The 25,436-nt window shown below is 45.7% G+C and carries 16 protein-coding genes; 7 read left to right on the top strand and 9 right to left on the bottom strand.

Going from position 1 to position 25,436, the window contains the following annotated elements; all coding sequences use genetic code 11:
• Positions 1-109 precede the first annotated feature (109 nt).
• The 9 genes from G3352_RS19140 to G3352_RS19180 form a co-directional block, all read right to left on the bottom strand.
• Positions 110-2,146: a GxGYxYP domain-containing protein gene (locus G3352_RS19140; RefSeq protein ID WP_163758869.1), complete on the bottom strand. Its 2,037-nt coding sequence runs from the start codon at positions 2,144-2,146 to the stop codon at positions 110-112.
• 394 nt (positions 2,147-2,540) lie between these two features.
• A complete protein-coding gene (locus G3352_RS19145) occupies positions 2,541-5,756 on the bottom strand; it encodes a glycosyl hydrolase (protein WP_163758871.1) in 3,216 nt (1,071 codons plus the stop codon).
• Between the two features lie 9 nt (positions 5,757-5,765).
• A complete protein-coding gene (locus G3352_RS19150; protein ID WP_163758873.1) occupies positions 5,766-7,781 on the bottom strand; it encodes a glutaminase family protein in 2,016 nt (671 codons plus the stop codon).
• A 177-nt stretch (positions 7,782-7,958) separates the two neighbouring features.
• Entirely contained in the window at positions 7,959-9,614 is a 1,656-nt protein-coding gene (locus tag G3352_RS19155; RefSeq protein WP_163758875.1) for an extracellular solute-binding protein, read from the bottom strand.
• Positions 9,615-9,693: 79 nt separating this feature from the next.
• Entirely contained in the window at positions 9,694-10,590 is an 897-nt protein-coding gene (locus tag G3352_RS19160; RefSeq protein ID WP_053779684.1) for a carbohydrate ABC transporter permease, read from the bottom strand.
• Between the two features lie 12 nt (positions 10,591-10,602).
• Positions 10,603-11,520, bottom strand: a complete 918-nt coding sequence (locus tag G3352_RS19165) for an ABC transporter permease (RefSeq protein ID WP_345940780.1) — start codon at positions 11,518-11,520, stop codon at positions 10,603-10,605.
• A 48-nt stretch (positions 11,521-11,568) separates the two neighbouring features.
• Entirely contained in the window at positions 11,569-14,643 is a 3,075-nt protein-coding gene (locus tag G3352_RS19170; protein ID WP_163758877.1) for an alpha-mannosidase, read from the bottom strand.
• Between the two features lie 27 nt (positions 14,644-14,670).
• Positions 14,671-16,890, bottom strand: a complete 2,220-nt coding sequence (locus G3352_RS19175) for a hypothetical protein (protein WP_163758879.1) — start codon at positions 16,888-16,890, stop codon at positions 14,671-14,673.
• 161 nt (positions 16,891-17,051) lie between these two features.
• Positions 17,052-18,194, bottom strand: a complete 1,143-nt coding sequence (locus G3352_RS19180; protein WP_163758880.1) for a GntR family transcriptional regulator — start codon at positions 18,192-18,194, stop codon at positions 17,052-17,054.
• 343 nt (positions 18,195-18,537) lie between these two features.
• On the opposite strand from G3352_RS19180, the gene G3352_RS19185 reads away from it, so the two are divergent.
• The 7 genes from G3352_RS19185 to G3352_RS19215 all read left to right on the top strand — a co-directional run bounded on the left by G3352_RS19185 (position 18,538) and on the right by G3352_RS19215 (position 25,401).
• On the top strand, positions 18,538-18,831 hold the full coding sequence (locus tag G3352_RS19185) for a putative quinol monooxygenase (RefSeq protein ID WP_163758882.1): 294 nt from the start codon (positions 18,538-18,540) through the stop codon (positions 18,829-18,831).
• A 168-nt stretch (positions 18,832-18,999) separates the two neighbouring features.
• Positions 19,000-20,193, top strand: coding sequence for an MFS transporter (locus G3352_RS19190; RefSeq protein WP_163758884.1), 1,194 nt, complete (start codon positions 19,000-19,002; stop codon positions 20,191-20,193).
• 6 nt (positions 20,194-20,199) lie between these two features.
• Positions 20,200-20,652 (top strand): heme-binding protein, encoded by a 453-nt coding sequence (locus G3352_RS19195; protein WP_163758886.1) that lies wholly within the window; start codon positions 20,200-20,202, stop codon positions 20,650-20,652.
• Between the two features lie 161 nt (positions 20,653-20,813).
• Positions 20,814-21,548 (top strand): IclR family transcriptional regulator, encoded by a 735-nt coding sequence (locus G3352_RS19200; protein WP_163758888.1) that lies wholly within the window; start codon positions 20,814-20,816, stop codon positions 21,546-21,548.
• 668 nt (positions 21,549-22,216) lie between these two features.
• Positions 22,217-23,074: a carbohydrate ABC transporter permease gene (locus G3352_RS19205; protein WP_053779693.1), complete on the top strand. Its 858-nt coding sequence runs from the start codon at positions 22,217-22,219 to the stop codon at positions 23,072-23,074.
• Positions 23,071-23,955, top strand: coding sequence for a carbohydrate ABC transporter permease (locus tag G3352_RS19210; protein ID WP_163758890.1), 885 nt, complete (start codon positions 23,071-23,073; stop codon positions 23,953-23,955). The genes G3352_RS19205 and G3352_RS19210 overlap by 4 nt, the downstream gene beginning before the upstream one ends.
• A 54-nt stretch (positions 23,956-24,009) precedes the next feature.
• The gene (locus G3352_RS19215) at positions 24,010-25,401 is read left to right on the top strand and encodes an ABC transporter substrate-binding protein (protein WP_163758892.1); all 1,392 of its coding nucleotides are present in this window, start codon (positions 24,010-24,012) and stop codon (positions 25,399-25,401) included.
• Positions 25,402-25,436: the final 35 nt, after the last annotated feature.

The following is a 25,436-nucleotide window of genomic DNA, read 5'->3' on the forward strand; positions in this document are numbered from 1 at the left end:
CTCTAAGTCTAGAGTGATCCAAGCACAGCGCAAAAAAGACGAGCCATCAGCTCGCCTTCATGCTTCTTTTCACATTACTTGTGATTGAAAGATTCCTATCTTCTCTACCTTATTTGGACAATCCATGGGCTTTTCGGACGAGTGAGAAATATTCATCAGCCTTGACGATCTGGTATTCTGGCCCAAGAGATTCCGTGATAGCTAAAACATCCGATGGTGTCATACTCCACGCATTGATCCCAATCGAAATAAACTTTGGAGATTTGCCATCCCAGTCTTTCTTTGCATCAGTCAATACATTTTTTCCGTCCTGAACAGTGGAGATGCCTCGCATCATAGATACCGGAAGGCTCCCATTGATGATTTTAATATCGTCTTTATCTTCCCCTGCCAAGAAAAGACCTTTGAGTTTATAATTTTTCTCATACGCAGCCGCTGTTGACTCGCTGAGCGGAATGTCTTTTCCAAGTTCCCGATTCAGCACATAAGGGTATGACATGTCGGTTTTCTTAAGATACGAATAGGATTGTTTCAGGTATTCCGTAAATGTCTCCTTCGGCCAAACATGCGGATTGAAATAGCTCGCTCCAGATGGTCCTGCGACAAGCAGATCATTTTCCGTCGCAGTTGAACGGTAATAATTTAGAACGGCAGGAGCTGCATCATACAGCAGCGGACTTGAGGTCCAGTTAATGGGTACTTTGCCCCGAGCGGGATCAGCCCATAAGTTACGCATATGATTCAGGTCGTATTGCATATTGTCGCCTTCGCCAAAAGTATAGGTCACGTAAATTTTATTCTCGAGCTTAGAATCTACTCGTTTAGGTGTCGGTTGTTGTTTAACTTTTGTTCCTGAAAATACGGTCATGTTATGAAACCAGTCAGAAGGTATAACATAGACACTATGACGAGACGTTAGTTCGAGGCCAGCGACCTCCCCCTCGAAATCATTGTCAAACCATCCCATATATGGTGTCCCCGGCTCTACGTCGGATAGAATCTTCTCGAAAAGCGCCTTTTCCTCAGGCACACTTGTTGACAGCCAGAAGACCATTGCTTTGTTTGCTACGGCATAATCACGTAGAAAACCATAAGGTTCCTTCTCCTCAGATGAAAGTGGTTTAATGCTGCTCGCTGATACTTTATATTGGTTCCACATGTCAATAGATACTGTTAATTGCTTCGTATTGGCTGCAGGTTTAAATTCGTATACAAAGTAATTGCCGTGATCTACGAAGCGGTGATCGCTTCCAGGTAAAAATTTGGAGTTATGTCTGTCATAGAGAAACGTTTCTTCCTCGGAGGTACCCGTTTTAAAATCTGAGATGACCTGTCCATCTGCCTTCACAGTCACTTGATGAACGGCTGGCCCCCAGCCATCCTGAGAAAAGGCATCTTCGAAGCGGAGATAGACAGCCTCTTTTCCCAAATAGGAAGACAAATCATATTCAAATATTTTCCGATTACTTCCATCACGTACTTGTTCCTTTTCGATAGCAATCGTTTGGAACGATTCAAAATTTCCTGGCGGCATCGGGATGGATGTATCCGGACTCAATCCGACCAACATTCTTTGGGTCGTTTGGCTCCAAAGATTCTCATATTGCCAATTGTACGCGTCCATACGATTCTTGAATTTGCCTTGTAAGTCTTCAAGTACCGAAAGGTTATACGGTGCAGCTGTTAATTGTTGTGCAAGTTCAGGACTGGCGACAACAGCATTCTTTAGTCCAGCAAGTGTAGTTGCCACATTAATTGAATCGGGTAAATTTGGATCATATACAATAATGCCTTTAATCTCTTTTGCATATTTCTTGAAAACATCCATAGCGTTGTCATATTGCTTATACGGAACCTTTAAGTCCTTCAGCCAAGGGTCAACTTTATTCTGTAGCACATAAACTCGTGGCTTTTCCCGATTCACAACCCCCGAAAGAGTTGTCAAAAGCAATTTGATATCCCCCTGCGCCTCATACACATTGGCAACATCCAGGTGTTCAACTTTACCGAAGTTTGGAAGCGCTTGATTTTTAGGCCATTTCAAAGAATCCACATGCTTTGAATCATTAGAAGCAGCAAATGCGCTAACCGAGAACACTGTTGTGCAGACAAGGGTAATACACAAAACCGCTAACTTACGAATCATAATTTTCATTTCTCCTTTTAATGTGATGTGAAATGTGAAGTCATGTGGTGCATATGCAGTAATGGAACAAACAGCGTCCTCTTCTTATACACTCCCTCCTCGGCGAATAAGTCATTTCATTTATATATTAAATATATAGTATATAACTTTCAATACCTTTGACAAATGTTCCTTAAATTCGACATTTAACAACAAATTAATTAAATCCCTCAATTGTATGATGTCGTATTATTATATTTTATAGCTTAAACACGTCCTTTTTGAATCGGTTAAATTACACTTTAATTAACCATATTAAATATATATTACTAGGCAATGTAGTTATAAACAAATAAAGAATGACCGGACCTTTTAAAGACCAGTCATTCTTATCATAAAAGTTGAAATATAGTCCCTATCCTAGCGCTCGCCGCACCAACCTCACCTGTCCATTCATCCCTGAAGGAAGTGCGGATTTTCCATATAAATTCTCCAGTGTGTTTGCTGCATGAATGTTAATTTTATTATTTCCTTCTTGTACATATGCCGTTATGTTCCATTGGTAAGGCGGCCATAAACGGATGCCTGCTTCAATATCATTCACATACAAACATGCCGTCTCCCTTATATCTTCAGTTACCAACCATAATTCATCATTTGCAGTTAAGCTGACATCAGTCAGGTCCACATGTTGCGAGTAAAATCCCGTGCCCGAATAATAAGGATAGCCAGCAGAATCCCAACATCCAACCACATGTTCCACATCGGTAGTTAACGTAGTATGATCTTCTATTGCGAATGGACCAATCAGAAATGCTGGGAATGAAATAGCCGGCATCGGTTCCAGTAAAGAAACCGTCAGAATCTCCAGCTCATTCTCGCCAACCAACAAATGTGGTGTGATATCTACACTGTCGTAATAAGCGTCCTGCCAAGAAGATGGTTTCAACGCTTCCTGGCGTATACCATTGACGAAGATTTCAAGATTCCTTCTACGTGACAGAAAGCCGATATGTGATGGAATCTTCTGCTCTACATCGTCTAGAATCAACTCAATCTTAGCCGATTTTTTTCCTGACTCATCGGCATGACCCGAATCGCTCTGTGATTGTACAATCTCAATCAATTCTTGCGTCATCATAAACGTAGTGCGATACGTATTCACTTGTCCAGGCATCGTGGCGTTCATTTTGGACTGTCGGTCATTCAACGTTACATGCCATTGATCTAGCAGAAGCACATTAGGATCGGCTGTCTTGAACTGCCACTTCTCATCAAGAACTACCACATCCGTAGAAGTTCGCTCTCCATTGTTCATTTGTTCTTGCGGAAAGGACGGACCTTCATGAGGTCTTACCGATAGTACTCGCAGCTCTCCCGGCACAAATGAAAGAACCGCTTCACTGTCTAATCGACGCACTCCCCCGCTCTCCAAGTCCCATTCTTCCAAGTAATCCTTATTTTCTCTTGGATCAAGCTGAATGGTCACTGGCTGATCCGACCAATTCATAAACCACACATACACATGATCTCCTATCTTGCGTTCCACCCTAATCAGATCTTCAGACTGCCCTTTTATCAGGTTCGAGAGAATAGCTGGTGATTCTTTTAACAAATCACTTAATAGAGCACAAAATGCTTCCAGTCGATCCCTAGCCTGATCGCCTTCATGAGCAGAGTCGTTCATGGAATAGAACAAGCTGTATCCCTTGCCAACAGCATGTAGCTTCCCATGCTGACGATCGGAACTGAATAACTCACTCATATACTTCAGCAACTCTGGATCTTGCCGAAGGGTCTCACTATGCTGTGGAGTCGTTCCTACTGCAATTAGAGTGCCTCCTTGCTTCACAAAGGAAACGAGTCTAGCTGCAATGTCTCCTGACATGACCTCAATCTCTGGCATAATCAAAATCGAATATACATTCTCATTCCCGCCAAATCGATACCCTTCTCCATCCACGAGGGTGGCATCGCGAAGCTGACATTCATCTACATAGTCATAGTCGATGGACCCGCGCAGCATGCGATCCGACAGGAGCGAGAATAGCACATCTGAAGAAGGATGCATATTCGATTCACCGGAAGCGAACATATTTTGGTACACCGTATGAATAGGCGATAACAGGAGTACCTCTGGCGTTCGTTTACCGCTTGCACCTAGCAGACTCAATCGACCAATATAATCGGCAAAAGCTCTATAATGCGGCCAATGCGGTGCATGTTTGAATTCCGTCGGAGGGAAATCGGTCTTACGATACCCCGCAAACGAATAATAAAACGCATGCGGAATAAACAGATTAACACCTAAGAAAGCCATGAAATTAGCATCGAGTCGCCTCTGACGCATGGAATAGCCGTGACCGCTTGCGCCAAAAGATTCACATATCACTCGTTTCTTCCTATCCAGCTGTGCTACAGAAGCCGCTGTCTTAACGGAAACGATGCGATGCGGATTCTCCTTTGTACCGATTCCGGGAGTTAGATAATCCACGCCTGCGTAGTGGAACTGCTGCAATACACGGGTCTGATTGCCTTGAGACCTAGCCTGTCCCCAGACCGGCTCCTCCAGCGTATGACCGATATACAGCAGTCCATGCCGCTCACACCATGTACGAATCGCAGCATGATAGCCCTCAACATACCAGCGCGTAATCGTATCATAATATTGCTGTTTCGTTGACCGGCTGCCATCTGCCATGTTATATAACAATGCGCCCAACCGCGGGATAAGATCATACCCATTCTCATGTTGATACCGCTTTGCCATCCCATGTGTCCATGCGAAGACCATGCCCGGCAATGTAGCACCCACATCATCAACAACCGTTCGAATCGCTTCCACCCCGGAGAAACCATCATGAATCATGAGCCCTGGCTCGTCGGTAAATACCCCTTGAATTGTGGATCCGAAATATGTCTGCAATGGCAGAAACGGTTCATAAGACATTTGGATGAAGGTCTGAACAGCTTCCGGATTCAATGTATCGAGATAGTACCCTTTGGCAAACGTGATTCCTTCAGCGATTTCACAGGACCAACAGGCCAGCACGATATAGGTATCCTCCGTATCCGACTTCCAATCCTGCCCCCATAAATGTGTGATATCTTCTGGTTCATCATAGAGCAGCCACTCCCCATCATGGTGGACGGAACGATAAGCCAGAATGGCGATAAGCTCATTGTGATCATAAGAGGCAAAGTCCAGTTTCAATCCTTCCTGCTTAGGACCTCGCGAATATCTTTTTTCCTCAATTCTTAAGTAACGCATGCGATATTCCGGATGCTCACGTGTTAGCTTACCGCCTAGAGTTCCGCTTGGCCAATTATCCTCATCGTACAGCCAGACGACCATATTGCGTTTCTCGCACTCTGTTGTACAGAACTCCAACACTTCCATAAATTCTGGCGACAGGTATGGGGTTTGCATACCATGACGCGCATGCAGGACCACCCCACCGACTCCCGCTTCAAACATCGATTGAATCTGGCTCTGGAGTTCCGGCTTCTCAAGTTCATGATTCAGAAACCAAAAAGGCTGTGGGCGATACGTTGCATCCGGGTTTTCGAATTGCTGCTTTAGCTGTATTAAGTCCGTACAAACTTCTTCGATAATGTCATTCACATTCATCACCTACCTTCACACGAGTTTGCCTGTAGAATCTTGCATGAGTAATTGAATGAAGAAGCCCCCGACAACGGAACGATTCTGGAAATTCATCTGCTTTGTGGTGATGGTGTCATACCAATCCGTTACCGGAACACGAGCCGAGGTTTCATTCATGAAATCCCATAAAGGTGTGATCAATGCCTCAAACTGTGCTTGTGTTGAACTCATGGAGGCACACCATACCAACCAATCTGATTTGGTATACGTTTCACGGCTATCCAGCGGCAGTCCATAGCGATTTTGTTTATGCATGTAGTATTCAAGCTCTTTAGCAGCGACTTCTTTTGGGAACAGGTGTAAGTCGAGCAGATGGTCCCACACCAGATTGTATTTCATGCTCCATGAATCGGCTGGACTGTCAAAAGTCAGCTTATAGTGATCCCCGGCATCTGCCATGGTCATCCATTCATTCGCCATTTTCCGAGCGGCTTCAAGGTAAGCGGCTCCTTCCTGCAAACCGAGCTTGTCACACATGTACGAATAAGCAGCAATGCCTAATATAGCCTTAATAGATAGATTTGTATTGTGTGCCAAATGTCCGGCGAAGTCATCGGTGCACAGCTGATTTGCAGGGTCGAGTCCATTCTGAAGCAGATACCCCGCCCATTTCGTAAGAGGTTCCCAGTGTTCACGGGCAAAATCGATATCCCCCTCATACTTGCTCACCGCAGCAGCCATCAAGAGCATATTTCCGCATTCCTCAATCGGCATCTGGTCTTCCAACTTGTTTTCACCATATACCTGACCGTTGGCTTTCGGATAAGTTCCTACGTCGTGAGGCGCAAAATCAAATGTCCAATCACGGCTCATGGCATACTTATAAATCGGACGCATCATGCCCTTGATTAGTTCCGGGTTATATTTCAGGAACAATGGAATCGACGGGTAACTGACATCCACTGTAGCAATACATCCATTACTGAAGTTCTCTTTGGAGAAAAATAAAACATCTCCCGCTTCATCAGCAACCAATTTATGCGCGGCAATCGCCTGTCTGTACGTAAGCGCCAGAATATCCCGGTACTTCTCACCGCCTGCGCCTTGGCTCTCTGTTGTGAGCTCACGATTAAAGCTGTCGCATCGTTGCTGGATCTCTTCATATTGATCAGCTGCCATCAACAGCATTTCATGAAACGTCAATCCATTTCTTTTCCAATAAGCATTCAGAGGTTTATGAAAGTATTCAATCGAATGAACATCGTCATACGCAAGCATCAGGTACTGCGATACCGGTTCTTCCTGTATTACACCCAGATCGATCTCTGCTGCCATGACCGGCATGTTATCGGAAACAGCTCTCGGCTGGTGCTGATCATCCTCTGTCGGCAATTGACTGGTCCGTACATACTGCTCTCTACTTGTCACGGAATGTATCACCGTCTGGATACGAGGGGTCTGAGGAACAGCCAGAACCATATATCCCCAATCGATTCGTGTATCATCACCAGCAAGCTGCAATACGGGCTGTTCGACTGTACCCATGGACATCGCATTCCATTGTCCCTCGATCACATGACGTTCCCAGATCACTTGCTGATCCGGTGTATGTACACACCATTCGCCTGTGACATCGAAGTAAATCTTGACTTGATGGGATTTCCCATCGATAGATTTTGCTTGAAAAGTCACATACGTCACAGGTCGGGATAACAGATCAAGATCATCCAACAATAAAGGTGTGTTGAACCGGACCTGAAGTTCAATCCCTTCCCCTTGAAAGGTATATCGAGTCGTTACTGGCTCCACCGTCAGATCGGTTTGAACGAGTGCCTCCGGCTCCTGAAATTCAGATTGATCCCCCAATGCCACTTTCCCCATAAATCGTCTGGCCTTACCATCAATGATCACAAGCCCAACCATGCCATTCGTTTTGTTCGTCCAATGTCGGGTATGATCTTCATATAGATGATCTGCAGCGGACCATACACTAAAATAAGGATCTACGGTTACAAGAGGTACAGATGGAGGTCTGAAATTTGTCGTCATATGAATACAACTCCTTAAAGTAAAGTCAATATCAAGAATAACGAATTCCATGGGTATACGCTCATAGTAAGGATGTGTCCTCACGCTCAAGCAAAACAACGAAAGGCTTCGCTCCCTCGTTTACCAAGGTGCTGCGAAGCCTTTCGTGTTACCGGGCTCCCTTAATTATGGAAGTCATCAGTTCGGCATCTGAACGGTTACCACGTCTTTGCCTTTCAGATTTTCGTTCGTGAACTGCATGGCTTGATCATATCCGGTCTTTCGGAGCTGCTCGCGAAGGTCGTTGATAATCCCCATCGCCGCTTCATCTGATTTCGCAAAGATTGCTTCCTTCCAAGCATCATTGATCCGGTCCATCGAAGGTTTCAGCATTTCCCATTCGGGCGCTTTGGTAATCACATCACCTGGGTTATAGGCTGTAATCACCTGAATGCCGTTAGGCCGCAGGATTTTGCGGGCTTGCTCCATGGCATCGAGACGTCCCTGATCGGCCCAGATATCTCCTGCCGCTACCGAGTTGATCCGATCAGGCCCCGTGATCGATTCTAGACCAATGCTAATGCCTTCGCTCTTGCGAACTTTTCCCGATTGATCTGCCGTAAACTTATCGAACCACTCTTGATTAGCGACAGGTTTACCATCTTTCATATCCCAATGAACGCCCTGAACCCCGTATCTCGCCAGCATGAATCCTTCATCGGAAGCCATATAATCCAGGAACTTTAGCGCTGCATCTACACATGCGCCCTTGCAGTCCTTGGTGATGGCTGTTACGTTGTTGCCCTGAATACCTAGATCTGCGGGGCGGTTCGGGTCAACATCTGCCCGCTCCAATGGGCCAATAGGAATGTAATCGCTTCCAGGGTGCGAAGTGATATATTCTTTGGAAGCATCCAGAATGGCCGGATAATGTGCAGCAAGGATAGCGATGCGGCCCTGATTGATTTTCTCTTTAGCGATTGGGTCTGTTTGGGTAAATGCCTCAGGGTCCATCAGTCCTTCTTCAACTAACTTCCGATAGAATAGTGTGTACTCTTCATAGCCTCTGGTGAAAAAGTTATACTCTACCGTTCCATCTCCTTTGTCGACATATCCAGCACCCGAATAGAACATGGTGTTCCCAATGCCCACGGACCAGCCGTTACTGAAGCCACCCAGCGGGAAGACAGGCTGACCGTTCTCCTGCAGATTGGCATCCTTGATTGTTTTGAGGAAGTTATAAAAATCCTCCTTCGTCACAACAGACTGAGGGTCCACACCGACCTTCTCGGCAATGTCTTTACGGACATAGAAGCCGTAAAGCCAGTCCATGCCGTCTTCGTTCGTGGCAGGCTGATTTTGCAGGAGTAGATATTTTTTGCCGTCATATGCATCAATTGCTTTCTCGTATAGCGCTGGGGGTACATTTTCTTCGGCAATTGACTTCGCAAGGTTTGGATAATCCCCCAATTTGTCGGAAATATCCAACAGCTGTCCTTCTTTGGCAGCCTTGATAATGCCGTCCAACTCGCCTCCCCATGCGGGTCCAGTATAGATATCCGGCAAATCCTGCGTGGCAAAAATCTGGTTTACTTTCTCGGTCTCACTGCCTTTTGTATATTCCCACTGGAGGGTAACGCCAGTCTTCTCCTTGATGACTTCTTCCACAGGCGTCATGCCATTATCAGATCCCCCCGATCCGTTCCAATTGTGTAGTATTTTGAGTTTGTATGAACCATCGGCTGCTTCTCCACCATCACCGTTCTCTGATGAACCCGTGCAGCCGCTCAACAATCCTCCAACCAAGATGGACACGAGTAATACGGATACGCCTTTTGACCAAATCCTGTTCAAACCAATCGCCTCCTGAAATATGAATATGAATGTCTTGGTCAAGCTTGGTAAAGCCCATCAATTTCCGGGTCAGGATAACCTAACCTTTCACCGAACCGATCATCACTCCCTTTACGAAATACCGTTGCATGAATGGATAGATGCACAAGATCGGGAAAACCGTGATGACAAGCAAAGCCATACGAAGGGATTCAGGTGTCGCACCTGCACCGCCTGCACCACCAACCGTCTGCCCACCCTGTTGGGCTGCGCGTTGCATCGAATTGGATAACGACTCTGCTTCCGTCAGCATCTCCTGCAAGAGGGTTTGCACCGGGATCAGATCTTTGTTGGATACATAGTAAGCCCCTGAGAACCAGTCATTCCAATGGGCTACCCCAATAAAGAGGGAGATGGTTGCCAGCACCGGTCCCGAAAGAGGCAGGATAATCCGAACGAATATTTGGAAATCCCCATACCCGTCAATGTGGGCAGATTCCTCCAGCTCTTCCGGAATGCCTTGCAGAAAGGTTCGGATAATAATGATATGCATGAAATTAAATAACAGCGGCAAGACGTATACCCAGAAGCTATTGATCAAATGCAGTTTCTGAAGCGTAATGAAGAACGGGATGAACCCGGCACTAAAAATCGTAGGCAAGAAGATGTAAAAGGTGAAGAACGATCGGCCGGGCAATGTTTTTTTGGAAAGCGCATAGGCCATGAGCGTACACAGGACAACATGGAGGAACGTACCCAGCACGGTGCGCATGATTGTAATTTGGTACGCCTTCCAGATGCGGGCGTTATCGAATACTTGAGCATAGTTCTCGAGCGTAAATTTGCGTGGAAGAAAATAGATCGCGCCCTGCATCGAATCCTTACCGTCATTCAATGAATAAGCCAAAATGTAAATAAACGGGTAGATCATGGAGAAACCAACCAGAGCAAGCAAGGTATAGTTGACTACTGAGAATAAAGACCATTTACGTGTCATAACGTCACCTCCTTAGAACAGGGATACATCACTGACTTTGCGGGCAATCCGATTGACCGTCAGAACCAGGATAAGACCAATAACGCTTTGGAATAATCCAACAGCTGCGGCGTAACTCAGGCGCCCTTCCCGGATACCAGAGTTGATGGCATGCACATCCAGTACGCTGCCCATGCTGGCAGTCCCAGGTCCGTTCAGGAGAAGAAGCTGCTCATAACCGGCGCTCATCAAATTACCCACGGCGAGAATAAATAATATAATGGCCACATTACGGATACCTGGAAGTGTCACGTGCCACATCTGTTGAAAGCGTCCTGCGCCATCGATCTTGGCAGCTTCATATTGCTGCTGATCAATTCCTGCAATGGCGGCCATAAAGATGATCGAATTCCAACCGATGTTTTTCCAGATGTCCGATCCGAGAATCATCTGATAGAACCAGGTGGGATTGTTCAGGAATTGGATCGGATCGCTTCCAAACGATCCCAGCAAATCATTGACTGGACCGCCATATGGAGTAAGCAATCTCTGCATCAGGGTGACAACCACGATCCAGGATACGAAATAAGGTAAATAAGAAAGCGTCTGAACGGTTTTCTTGAACCTGATCATCCGTATCTCGTTTAAAAGAATGGCAAGAATGATCGGCATCGGAAAGCCGATAAGCAGTTTCATGAGACTGATGATAACCGTGTTGCGGATGATATCACCGGATTGATAATAGTTAAAAAATTGTTCAAAGTACTTGAAGCCAGCCCATGGACTTCCGGTAAAACCGCCAACGAAGGTATAGTCCCTGAAAGCAACCTGAATTCCATATAAGGGAACATAGGAGAACAAGAAAAACCAGATGATGCCAGGTAGCATGAACAAGTAAAAGATCTTATGCTTCCAGATTTGCTTCATTAACAGATTGTTAGATTTAATCACATTCCCAACGCTCCTTTCCCTTGTGGAAGGTTGAACCCGTTATTCTTGCTAACCTTTCAATCGCAACGAGATGATTTCGAATGGTGTAAAGGACAAGACTACATCAGATTGATTCTGAAGCTCCAGTGTTGAAATGTTATTTTCCATGAGATCAACTTCCCAGACTTCGGCAGCATTCCATCCGATAGATAGTTTCGTTTTGACCTGGGTTCCCGAGGTTTCATACAGACGGACGATGATGTCGTTACTGTCCTCGGCTTTTTTGACCGACTCTACCATGATGTGCGGATGATCCGGCTGCAGGAATGCTTTCGTGTAAGGAAGCTTTTCCTCTGATACATCTGTTGAAGGTGCAGACAAGGAACTCAGGCGAAGTGGGATATTGAGCTCATTTCCTCTTCGATAGATTTCAGCCTGCACGTGATTTCCTTGATGCGGATATAACGAGTAGGTGAATTGATGCTCTGCACGATCCGCCACCGGATCTGGATAGGAGCTGCTACGCAGCAAATGAAGGTCAAGCACATTGTTGATGGCTCGATGCCCGTATTTGCAATCATTGAGCAGGGCAACTCCGTAATCTGGCTCCGATAAATCCACCCATTGATGAGCGCAAATCTCATCCTTCGCAAAGTCCCACATCGTATTGCGGTGAGTCGGTCTGCTCAAGCTGCCGAACTGGATTTCACAGTGAACCTGATCGGTACGGATGTTAACTGGGAAAGAAGTACGTAACATTTTACCGTTTTCTCTCCAATCCGCGCTGGTCTCGAAATCGATACGTCGACTACCCTCGGTTAGAGTTACGGTTTGGGTTAGAGTAGACTCTCCGTAGCTGTAATCAAAAACCAGCCCAATTCTCGGACCATCCCGAAGCTCCCGGATATCATTCAGAATTAATGGCATCCCCGCCTGCGCTGAATAATCATGACGGAAATCCCAGGCATCGCCTTCGTCATGATACACGCGAAGATCGTTCCCCCGCTGCCCTTGCAGGATGACTTCACGAGCCTCCAGCTTATCCAGGATCGAGGTGATGCCCCCATTCTGGTCAAATTTCACGATGAAGATGTCATTCTCTATGCTCCGTTCTTCGGCTGTAACATGGAAGCCCGAATCCAACGTTTCCGAATCGATTTCAATGCTGGACGCCACTTCCCGCTCGACACCCTGGTTGCCATAATCGGATACCACCGTGTATCCCATCGATGGAACCTGCACTTTACACCATCGTCCATCTATGTGGAGCCATTCTTCACGTTCCCAAGGCAGTGAATTGAACACCACGACTCCATAGGGTTCTGCCTCACTCGATGAGATATGGTCTGCTAAATAACCGTAGTTTTCGGTAATCATGGCTTCCGTCTGCTGGAGCAATTCTTCATACCGTATTAACGACTCATCGTACACCCGCTTAATTGAGGATCCTGGAAGTATGTCATGGAACTGGTATAGAAGGACTTCCTTCCAGATCGTCTCCAGTGTCTCGGCCGGATAAGATTTGCCAATCCGGTTAGCAAGCACAGCGGCAAACTCCAGTTCACGTAAAGCTTTCTCCATCTTGCGGTTGTAGCGCTTGCTTCGTGCCTGACTGGTCAGGGTTCCTTGATGCTTCTCCAGATATAGCTCACCACGCCAGGTCTGGAATCGTTCTCTTTCTTCATTCAATCGTTCAAAGAATCTCCAGGAAGGTTCCTGTACAACAGGCGCCAGACCGAGCAGGTTCTTCTCTCGCTCCAGCCGTTCCAAATGTTCTTCTCCCGGCCCACCGCCGCCGTCTCCAATGCCAAAGAGCATCAGTGCGTGGTTGGATACATTTTTATCTAAGTACTCTCGCTCTGCTTTGGCAATGGAACGTGGAGCCGCCGGACTGTTGTACGTATCCTCAGGCGGCATATGTGTTAATACTGAGGAACCATCGATCCCTTCCCACAGAAAGGAATGGTGAGGATGGCGGTTGTACTCACTCCAGGAGAGCTTCTGTGTCATCATGTAATCCACACCGGATTTTTTCAATAACTGCGGCAAGCTTGCGGAGTAACCAAATACGTCTGGCATCCACAGTGACTTCATCTCCATTCCAAATTCCTGTTGAAAATACCGTTTACCATACAAGATCTGGCGTACAAGAGATTCACCACCCGGCACATTCGTATCCGACTCTACCCACATCGCCCCTTGCGGTTCCCATCTGCCTTCCTGCACCCGTTCCTTGATCTGGTCATACAGCTTGGGATAGTGTTCCTTCATCCAATCGTATAGCTGAGGCTGGCTCGCCCCGAACACATAATCGGGATAACGTTCCATCATGCGAAGCACCGTCGAGAATGTTCTTGCACCTTTTCGGATCGTTTCACGGATCGGCCATAACCAAGCCAAATCGATATGCGCATGACCAACGGCACTTATGTTCATCACGGAATCTCCACCGCGAAATGATAATTGTTCGTTCAATAATCCCTTAGCACGATGAATACGGTCTGGTGTGAATTCCGTCATTATTAACGAAACGTTATATAGGGACTGAAGAATTTTTTCTCTACGCGCTGTGTCGGCAGGGAGATGCTCTGCCGTTTCCAGCAGTACCTCTGTGTCGTAATACAGACTTCGTATATCTTCATGACAGATAGCCACGACCGCTTCTTTTATCGTACCGCCTTGGTATTTGCCAAATAAGTCATTATTACCAGCATCAGCCCATAGTTCGAATGCTCCCTCCGTCACCGTTATCGAAGAATGATCCAGTTCAACCACTCTTTTCCCGGGGAGACCCAATGTGAATTCAAACTCCGAATTGATGGTTGTCAAACCCTGCACAGGCGTTCCTTCGTGGTCCACCAGACAGAGTTCGCCGTTCACGTCCAGCAAAAGAACAACCTTGGCGTCACTACCAGACGGTGGAATGCTGCCAGTAAAACAAAACCAGGCACAATCCCATAACTCTCCCCAACGCTCGCCCTGTGAAAGGGTGATTTTCTGACCTGACATTCTTTCCTCGAATGAAACGGGCTCGGGGGTAACCCATGCCGTCACATTCAACTTGGCAATTGGCTCATATATCGCTTCACGGAGTTTGGACAGCATTTGATTCAAATGCCCGAGTCTAATCGGTTCATATGGCATAATTGTTTTGTTCTCTCCTCTCATTCATCAAGCTTTTGTATTCTCACGACCCCACCTTACTTGAATCTCCACCTTGTTCTTGCTGCCATGCTCATACTTCAGCAGCACGGTTTTCGATTCCATATCCCATTCCCATCCGATAGGTACAGTCTTGTGTTGATCTATACTACTAATGGATATCGGTTCAAATGAACAGTAGAATCTGGCCGTGGCCTGCATATTTGACGGGCCCTTGGCTACACATTGAAAACCTGTATTCGTTATCGTCAGATCTTCAATTCTGGAAGAAGCTGAGATTAGGCTGACCTTGTCTTGCTGTGGCCTTCCGGCCGTAATGTCGTATAACAATGCTTGCTCACCAGGAGCTAACCTTACCTCTTGCCGAACATGCAGGGCAGGATCGAACAAGTCCACAACCGGACCTGGAATAACCAGCGGTTCTTCGGATACAGATTCTTCCAGGACAGAGGCAATGATATAGGGCCCCCGTTTGATCTTAAAATAATGCTTGGCTTCCCAACGGAAGTTGGAATCCTGAAGTTTCTCCCATGTTTCTTTCACAGACTGGCGAAGTTGATCTGCACCCGATTTACTTGACGAACATGCAGCCGGATGTACAGAGAGCCAATGAACCAGTCCTTTGCCCACATGATGAATCCCTTCCTGTTCTACATTAAGTCCAAGCTGTTCAAATAAGTGCTCTCGTGGTGAGTGATACATGGTATTAGTGCTTTCACTGCGCTGGTCGTCATTCCACCATGCTCGAATGTTGTGATACGGGTCGCTGTCGTCCCCAATATAGATCAATGCACCCCCATCCTGTACCCATTGGGCCAGTGCATAATGGATATCGGAGTGTTCTGGCTTCATAAACTCATAACTCAAAAGAAGGACACGATATGGAGCCAAGTAATGGGGATAGCGCCTCACATTATCAAGTTGGACAGGTCTCACGGGTATCCCGTGTTTAAGTAAGGGTAACGCAAGACCGTAGAATGGAGAGAAATCTAACAACTCCGTATCGCCATCCTCTTGGAATCCTTCTGGATCTGTGCCGTCATACTTTCCGGCATCAGGTGCTTCCGGCTCCGATTTCATGCGCTGAAACATCGCTGAATCTGCAATCAATACACCAACCTGAAGAAATTCACCTTCAATTTCAACATTGTCCTGATCCATGTTCCCAAGTGTATGCATAACGTTCAGCAATGTCGTTGCATAATCAGGAGGAATCTGCTCTTTACCTGCACCATCATCAGACGGATAAGTCCCTTTAAAGATTCTTCGCGGCCATGGGGCGACCTCGTAATGGGAAACTCCAGGATGAAGAAGTGAAGCAGCAACCGTCTTCAGGTAGTTCTGTTTATAATCGGCCCATGTGTAATTCGGATTGTCTTCGATGGGATCATGCAGAAACCACATTCGTCTGTCTGTTCCCCTTACTAGCTCTTGCATAACACCATATTCTAAGTATGCGGTTTCAAACGTTCGTTCTTTTCGTACCCCCTCATAAACGTTGGGTGTTCGTGAAGTCCCTGTCCAGATTTGCGCAATATATCCATCTACAGACGGAAGCTCAATCAAGCGAGACTGCGGACTAACAATTCGCCACTGTGTATAATTGATCAGACTGTGGGTTGGAACGTAAAACCGAAGAACGCGATTGTAACGCTTTAGAGCATAATCTTTCATCTCGGTACATAATCGGTCTAATACACGTGTATATAAATACGCTTTCAATTTGGAGGCCCGAAACTGTGCATCGGGTGAGGAATGAGGCGCTCTCCAGGATTCTTTGTAATACAGCTGCCATTCTCTCTTAAACGATTCCGAGTATCCGCCGTTCACCCAAAATTCTGGCTCCTCCAGATGGATCGCTTCCACGCCGGAATCGACGGCTAAACGTATTCGTTCAGCGATATATCTGCCAAAGGAAACTGTTGGTACCATGTAAGGGATAATGGGCTCCTTGCCATGAACAATCATCTCACCATGACGGTCCAGCTGGGCTTCATCCCAATGTGTTTCCCCGTCTACCTCCCCGTCCAGATAGTCGTTATAGGTACCCCATGCTACTCCTGTCATCAAATGCACAACGTACCCTTTATCCTTCCATTCCCGAATACGTTCCTGCATCGTTTCGTCAATCCCGTAGACCATGACAAAGTCCGTTTGCAGGTCATAATCGGGATGATAGGGCGCTGATTCCTGAAATCCAATTCGCTCTTCTTTACGATCTCGAAGCATGGTCCTAGCCTCCTCACCCATGTTTGTCTGTCTTTCGTGATTTGTGTATCCACCATTTCATAAAATATAATATATATTAACAATATATTCAATATGTTTTTTTAAAATAAAAAGTCCTTTCCGGATCATATACGGAAAAGACTTTAATCAAACCTTGGAAATTACGATATGGGACAGATTCCCGAGGTTTGTCGAATGACAAGTTCAGGTTGAATTAGTATCTTGCTGAAGTCGGTAGTATCTCCGCTACTACGAATGACTTCGACAAGCTGGCTGGCTGCACGGGATCCCATCTCGCTCTCAAACTGCTTAACATGCGTGAATATACTAAATTCCTCCACGATGGAAGTTGGATCATCAAAGCTCACAATCGACACATCTTCGGGAATACGGAGTCCTGCTTGCTTGGCCATTTGATAGATCTGAACACCCAACCTACCATTAAGTGAAATATAAGCCGTGACCATTTTGTTAGAGATGTATCGGTATAATGGATGGGACTCCGCGTCCTTCAGGACAGACAGTGGCTTGAAATCTGTAATCATATGAGCAGGATTAATAAGCGCCCCTTTATCTTTCAAAGCTTCAATATAACCGTCAATTCGCTCCTGGACCGTGACGGTTTGCAGCGGTGAATCCGAGCAAATGGCTATATCACGATGTCCAAGATCCCATAGATGTTCAACGGCCATCCTTACACCTAGTCTTCCATCAGCCGCGATGTAATGGGTTTCGACTCCCGGTAAATATCGGTCAATCAGCAAAAAAGGGAAGCCGGATAACTTCATGCCGAGAATTTCCTCGTTATAATTCCCTTCATCTACAGGAAAGATAAGTAGCCCCTCCGCTCCAAGTGCTTTTAGCTCCTTGATCGCATCCTTTTCTTTCTCGATCTTGCCATTCGTCAACATGATCATGCTGCGGTAACCTTCTTGATTCAGTGTTTGTTCAATACCCTCGATTAGTCGGATAGCAAAGTAGTCGTGGATCGTAGGCATGATAATACCAATCAGACCTGTGCTAAGCCCCCTTCTCATTGGTGTTGGAGATTCAGAAAATACTGTGATAACTGAGTCCGTCTCTTCTGCGACAAAACTACCTTTTCCTGGAACACGGGCGATCAGCTTCTCGTTAGCTAAGCCTGTTAGGGCATTGACAACCGTAATTTTGCTAACATTAAATTGATCCATTAGCTCCTTCTCTGTCGGTATCCGATCACCCGGCTTCATATTCTCCGAGGTAATTATTTTGCGGACATAGTCTTGAATTTGTTGGTATAACGGTATTCGATCATTATTACTCATGATAATCACATCACCAATTCATTCGTTATATTTTTAATATACAATATATTTTTACACATATAAGCACAATAAACAACCATATAATGCCTGTCCATGTTATCGTTAAAGCCAACTTTAGCTTTAATGTAGGGCATAGAATCATTCCATCCTTGATAGATTTAGCACCTGCAGCACTTCGCTGTTGTTAGGAGAAAGGTGGCTGAATGGGTTTCTTTATTAGAAACTTTCTAACATTTTTTGAAAATCTCCTATGATTTATCTATGATGAGGCCATGCTGCATGCATTTTTTTCATATTTCAGCAACAGAATATTATCAAAATTTGTTATTAAGAGGTGTACTTCATGACTGTCATCACAATTTGTGCAATTCTAAAAGCAAAACCTGGACAAGAGGAACAGCTACGCGATGAATTGATCAAACTTATTGAACCGTCTCGTGCAGAGAAAGGCTGTATACAATACAAGCTGCATAAATCGCTTGAAACAGAAGGCACATATGTTTTTTATGAGTCTTGGGCTGACGAAAATGCCATAATCGAACATGTGAATACCGAGCATTACCAAACATACCGGAAAAATATAGAAACCATAATTGACACCATGGATGTGTATCATTTGGAAAACATTGAGACATAAGATCAAAGCTAAGTACGTTGTTATCGTTTATGTAAAGATCAATCGATTCTCCAATTGGTATTATCATTGTATCCACCGAGAAAAGTTTCTTTTATAGAAACTTTTTTTTCTTTATTTGAACTCATTTAAGTTCTCACTTAATATTGGCCTACAAAAGGAGGTGAAAGTATGAATTCAAAAATCTTTATAGCACTAATGTCACTTGCAATAAGTGCTTTTGCTATTGGAACGACAGAATTTGTTATTGTCGGTATTCTGCAAGAGGTAGCCACCGATCTTGGCATATCAGTAACGCAAGCTGGGACCCTGGTGTCAGGGTATGCAGTGGCCCTTGCTATTGGAACCCCAATCGTCGTAGTTATTACCGGGAAATTGCCTAAAAAAGGATACTTGGTGTTCCTCATGGTCGTCTTCACTTTAGGGAATGCTCTAGCAGCAATATCTTCCACCTATTTCCTTTTGCTCTTATCTAGGATAATTACAGCTATTGCACATGGTGTATTTTTCGCTGTTGCAGTTACAGTGGCCGCAGATATGGTGCCTGCTAACAAGAAAGGCACCGCGATCTCCATTATGTTCACTGGGTTAACCGTCGCTACCATTTTGGGTGTTCCCCTTGGAACCTATATCGGGCAGGAATTTGGTTGGCGTATGTCATTTGCCGTGGTCGCAGTTTTAGGGCTGATAGCCTTGTTGGTCAGTCTTGTGGCAGTAGATAAAGTCCCACGTTCAATGCACTCACCGACCTTAAGAGATGTTGGAAATTTGATTGTTAATCCTCGGATCATCACTGCCTTGTTAATGACGATTCTAGGTTTCGGCGGAACCTTCGCTTTATTTACGTATATCTCTCCTATCCTTGAAGAGATTAGCGGCTACTCATCTTCGTCTATTTCATGGCTACTGCTGATTTACGGTGTTGCTGTAGCCATTGGGAATATTATCGGTGGGAAATTAGCAAATCGACATCCTGTAAAGGCACTTCGATTCGTATTTCTGTTTCAGGGCATTGCTCTGCTGCTCCAAATATGGCTATTGCCCAACAAGACGCTCACCATTTTGTCCCTCATATTAATGGGTTTCTTCGCTTTTATGATGTCTCCCGGCGTACAGGCTTACATTCTAATGCTCGCAGAAAAGCTGGTTCCTTCTGCCAAGGATGTCGCTTCTGCATTAAACATCTCTGCATTTAATATTGGGATTGCTGCTGGTTCAACATTGGGTGGACTTGCAGTAGACCACTTGCATATGATGGACACGGCTTGGATCGGTGCAATTATGGCAGGATTCGCCTTTTTACTGGCAGCTATAAACTACAGAATGGATAAGAAACAGAGTCTTTTTGTTGAGGAGAGAGGATAAATGGATTTGAAATCACTAGAACTATTAGAGGAAGAATTGGAATTTACAAGTTTTAGCCATCAAGATGCTCTTGTCATTGGTAACCAGATTGTGCAGTATGCTCAAGAAAACAACGTAGCGGTGGCCGTGCATATTGAACGTAACCGAGTTCCCGTGTTTACACATCTCATGGATGGTACTTCGGAGGAAAACTACGTATGGTTATTTCGCAAAAAACGGATTGTCGACCACTATAACCGCAGTTCTGCCTACATTGACCAGCGCTTTCTCCAAAGCGGTGCTTCTCATGCAGAACACTCCCTGCTTTCCACTGCAGAATATCAAGCGGTTGGCGGTTCTATTCCCATCTGTGTCAAGGGTGTTGGTGTAGTCGGATCTGTAACGGTTGGCGGATTAACCGGTGAGTTGGATCATGCTTACGCAGTTGAGGGCATTCGCCTATTTTTAAAAGGAGAATAAGTGTCATGGTTATGGTCATAACCACTTAAATATACCTGAGAGGGTTGGGCATAAAGCTCTTTCCCTCTCTTTTTCATTTGTAATGAGGTCAGAATAAAGAATGTAATCCGTTTATATGTCAATAATTCAATTATAATAATTTCCCGCTTAGAGGTGAATCAATGGATCAATATGAGGTTGCAACCCTAAAAAAGGGACTACTCATTCTAGACGCGTTGCAACAAGGTGCACCCATGAGACTGACTGAGATCATGCATCGGTTTAACCTTAACAAGTCTACAACTTTCCGTCTGCTATATACGCTGGAAATGACAGGATTTATTCAAAAAGATGGTCACACGTACAAAGCTTCTGAATTAAAGGGACACCATTCATCGTCTGCTAACACTCGACTTCATTGGTTAGTTGTTCCATCCCTGCATCAATTAGCACAGGATCTTGGCGAAACTGCCTATATCGGAGTTTTAGATGGAATGAAAGTCATGACAGTCCAAGTGGTGGAGGGCAATCATGCCATCCGTAGCCATACACGTGTAGGTGATTCCGCTTATGCCCATCTAAGTGCCTTTGGGAAAGTTATCCTGGCGCACCTAAGTGATGAACACCTAAAAAAAATGCTTACACATCTTACCCAGCACAAAGCAACAAAGCATACCTTTGACGACAACCATTTATTAAAAGAACATCTAAACGTAATCCGTCAACAAGGATACGCCATTGATGATGAAGAAACAGAAGTGGGTTTACGCTGCGTTGCTGCTCCAATATTTTATAATGGTAAAGTGATTGCAGCATTGGCTATATCCGGCCCTGCCGCGCGATTAAGTCGAAAGAGAGACCGTGCGGTAAGTAAAAAATTGAAGGAATGCAGTACACAAATTTCCGCTCTACTTTGACCCGCTCACCTACTAAAATTCAGCCCACTTTGTGATAATTGCAGTCCCTAGAGTACGTAACCTGAACTGCGTATCGAGTAAACTTTTTAGGTTCAAAAGAAAAATGTCATCAAAAAGGGGAATATATCGAGGCTGGGCTTCCAAGAGCTTAGCGACGATTAGCATAGTTCTTTGGGTAGAAGAACGAATTCTATCATGCGGTAGTTGACCCGTTAGGGAATCCACTTCGCTTCGACTTAACCGGAGTCGAAGCCTATGATACGAATGCCAATTCGGACTTCCTAGTAGACTTGGCCTAAAAATACAGTCCTTTCGGGAAAATTCCTCCAAAGAAATATCTTTAATTTCCGCGGGCTTGAATATCCACCCAAACCTTTCTATATCAGCCTTTATCAGGCGTTTTGAAAGAACTTCCGAAGTGTCAATAAAGGTAGCGCTTACAAACATCCAAAAAAAGGGTTGATAATTGAGAAACCATCCACTATGATAATCTCATCAGTCCGGATAATAAAGTTAAAGCACTTTAACTTTCACTTACATAACATCATATGAAACCTTTTTATTTAAGGGAAACTCAACCGCGAAAGTTAAAGCGTTATAACTTTATATCAAATAGAAAGGTTGGTGTTTATGTGACCCATCGCGAAAGCCGGCGGCAGACATTTTACATGTACCTCTTCATCTCTCCATGGCTTATCGGTTTCTTCGTGTTTGCCTTGTATCCGATTCTGTCATCCCTTTATTACAGCTTCACGGACTATGACATTATCCACCCGCCGAAATATGTCGGACTCGCGAATTACAAAGAAATGTTTCAAAATGACCTGTTTTGGAAATCTGTTGTCGTAACGGTGCGCTACACATTTATCAGTGTACCGATCCAGCTGCTGCTGGCACTTGGATTTGCTCTCCTGCTCAATGCGAAAATACCATTCCGCGGATTTTTCCGGACGGCCATGTATTTTCCGAGCATGGTATCCGGCGTGGCGATGTCCTTGCTGTGGTACTGGATTTTCAACCCATCGATCGGTCTGTTCAATTACGTGCTGTCCTGGTTCGGCATTAGCGGCCCAGCCTGGCTTATGAGCCCCGATTATGCGCTTTACGCTCTGATGATTATGTCCTTCTGGACGGTGGGCTCAGGCATGATTCTGTTCCTTGCAGGACTTCAGGGCGTTCCTTCAAGTCTCGTGGAAGCCGCCAGGCTTGACGGCGCGGGACGCTTCCGAATTTTCCTGAATGTGACGCTGCCCATGATTTCACCTGTACTTTTGTTCCAGCTGATTATGGGTGTCATTGATTCCTTCCAGGTATTCACACAGGCATATGTAATGACCCAAGGGGGTCCAAACTACTCGACCTGGTTCTACGTTTACAACCTGTACACCAGCGCCTTCAAGGAATACAGAGCGGGCTACTCCTCGGCACTCGCTTGGGTGCTGCTGATCGTTGTCATGGCGTTTACGGCGCTCATTATTAAACTCTCGAACCGTTATGTTCACTATGAAGGAGGCGGACGAAAATGAGTACGATTCCGACTGCCGGACCAGGGGCTTCACCTTCTGTGAATAAAAGCCGGCGCAAAATCGATGCGGTTAGCATTGCCAGCTTCATTGCCCTGGTGGTCACCACCTTTCTCATGCTCCTCCCTTTGTTTTTCATGGTATCGACCTCACTGAAATCGAAGAAGGAACTGCTGACGTTTCCTCCAACCTTTCTGCCGGAGTCCTGGCAGTGGAGTAACTACAGAGAAATTTTCGACACGCTGAACTTCGGTCAAATGTATATGAACAGTCTCATTATTGGTATTTTGACCGTTGTTGGCACCCTGTTTTCGTCGGCTCTTGCAGGCTATGGCTTCGCCAGATATCGGGGCAAGGGCAGCAATCTGTGGTTCATGCTCATGCTCAGCACCATGATGCTTCCATATCCGGCGATTATGATCCCGCAGTTCATTCTCTTTTCCAAGCTGAACTGGATCGATACCTTCCTGCCGCTGATTGTCCCTGCATTTTTCGGTTCGGCATACAACATCTTTTTGCTGCGACAGTTCTTTTCCACCCTGCCGGATGAGCTGTTTGACGCCGGACGCATCGATGGCTGCAGCGAGTTCCGGATGTGGAGACAAATCGCTTTGCCTCTATCCGGTCCGGCACTTGCAACCGTTGCGATCTTTGCCTTCATCTACAGCTGGAACGACCTTTTGACACCTGTGCTCTATTTAAGCTCATCAGATAAGTTTACGCTTCCGGTCGGTATGTCTTCCTTCACATCTTCGCGTTTCCGAATTCCGCCGTGGCATCTGCTCATGGTTGCCTCCGTGCTCGCCATGCTGCCGATCGTGACTCTGTTTGCGATAGCCCAGAAGCGGTTTGTAGAAGGAATTGTACTTACAGGCATCAAGTAAAGGCTCCGCCGCAGGGGCGGCAAAAAAACTTGAATATATGGGGGACTGTAGTTCATGAAAACGATAAGGATCAAAAAGTCTTTTACACTTTTGCTTGCGACCAGCATGCTCGTCGTATTGGCATTGTCCGGCTGTAGTGGCGGCAAATCAGCGGGAGATGTCGTACCTGGTAGCGATGGCGATAGCGCTAACTCCGGCTCCTCAGGAGGGCAAGTCACTATAACGCACTACACCATCGATTCAGAGGATCGCACCTTTATCGAAAAGCTGGTTCCGGATTTTGAAGCCCAACATCCGAATATTAAGGTAAAAGTCGAGAAAGCTCCTTACGAGCAGTTCGACAGTAAGCTCCAAACGCTGATTGCAGGCGGCAAATCGCCTGACGTCACAAGCCATTATGGCTATGGCGGTTTTGCAGAGTATTACAACAAAGACATGCTGCTCGACATGAACGACATTATTAAGGAAGACGGATTTAAAGCATCCGACTACAACATCCCGGATGATCTTATGAAAATCTACACCGTCAAAGATCAAGTCTACGGTATTCCGGTCAACATGTACGTTTCTCTGATGCTCTATAACAAAGACATGTTCGACGCTGCCAACGTTCCTTACCCTCCAAGCGATTACGAGGACAAGAGCTGGACGTTTGACAAAATGGTCGAAGACGCGAAGAAAATGACGCATGTATCCAATGATATTGCCAAAACTCAATATGGCGTTGACTTCACATGGTCCGAGCGAGATATGCGCCCGCTCTATTTCGGAGCCGAACCCTACTCCCAGGATACCTGGACCAACGGCGGCGTACCATCTGAGACTCATTTCGATTCGCCTGAAGTCATCGCAGCCTATAACAAGCTCTTCAACCTGATCTTAAAAGATAAAGTGTCTCCGACAACGGAATGGAGCAAAAGCGTAGCGGGGCAAAATGGAGATGCATTCGTAACCGGCAAGGTGGGTATGACCGTCAGCGGCTCATGGAGCCTTGCGGGCTCCAATGACTTCCCTTTCAAGGTTGGCGTAGCTGCAGTGCCTGCCGGCGGCAATGACAAGGTCCGCAGCGTGCTGTTCGTCGATCCGCTCTTGATTCTGAAGGGTTCCAAACATCCGAAGGAAGCTTTTGAATGGATCAAGTATCTGGTCAGCGACGAAATTCAGGAAAAATCCATCGACCTGAGCGGTGGCAACCCTCCTGTAAATACGAAGGCAGCCGAAACCTATTACAAGCATTTTGATGGTATCGATCCAGCAGATGTGAAGAAAGTTTACGAAGGTGCTGTGGAATACGGATTTGAATCCTATAATCACCTGATCACCCACTATTCTCAGATCAACGACATGTTTATCAATGAGATGCAGCCGATCGATACCGGACACAACACCGTTGAAGAAGTAATGCCAACGATTCAGAAAAAGGTCATGGAAATTATCAAACGTTAACGCTAGACATTGTACCGTCCCGCAAGGGGCGGTGC

Source organism: Paenibacillus sp. ALJ109b (assembly GCF_010747435.1).
GTDB classification, from domain to species: Bacteria; Bacillota; Bacilli; order Paenibacillales; family Paenibacillaceae; genus Paenibacillus; species Paenibacillus taichungensis.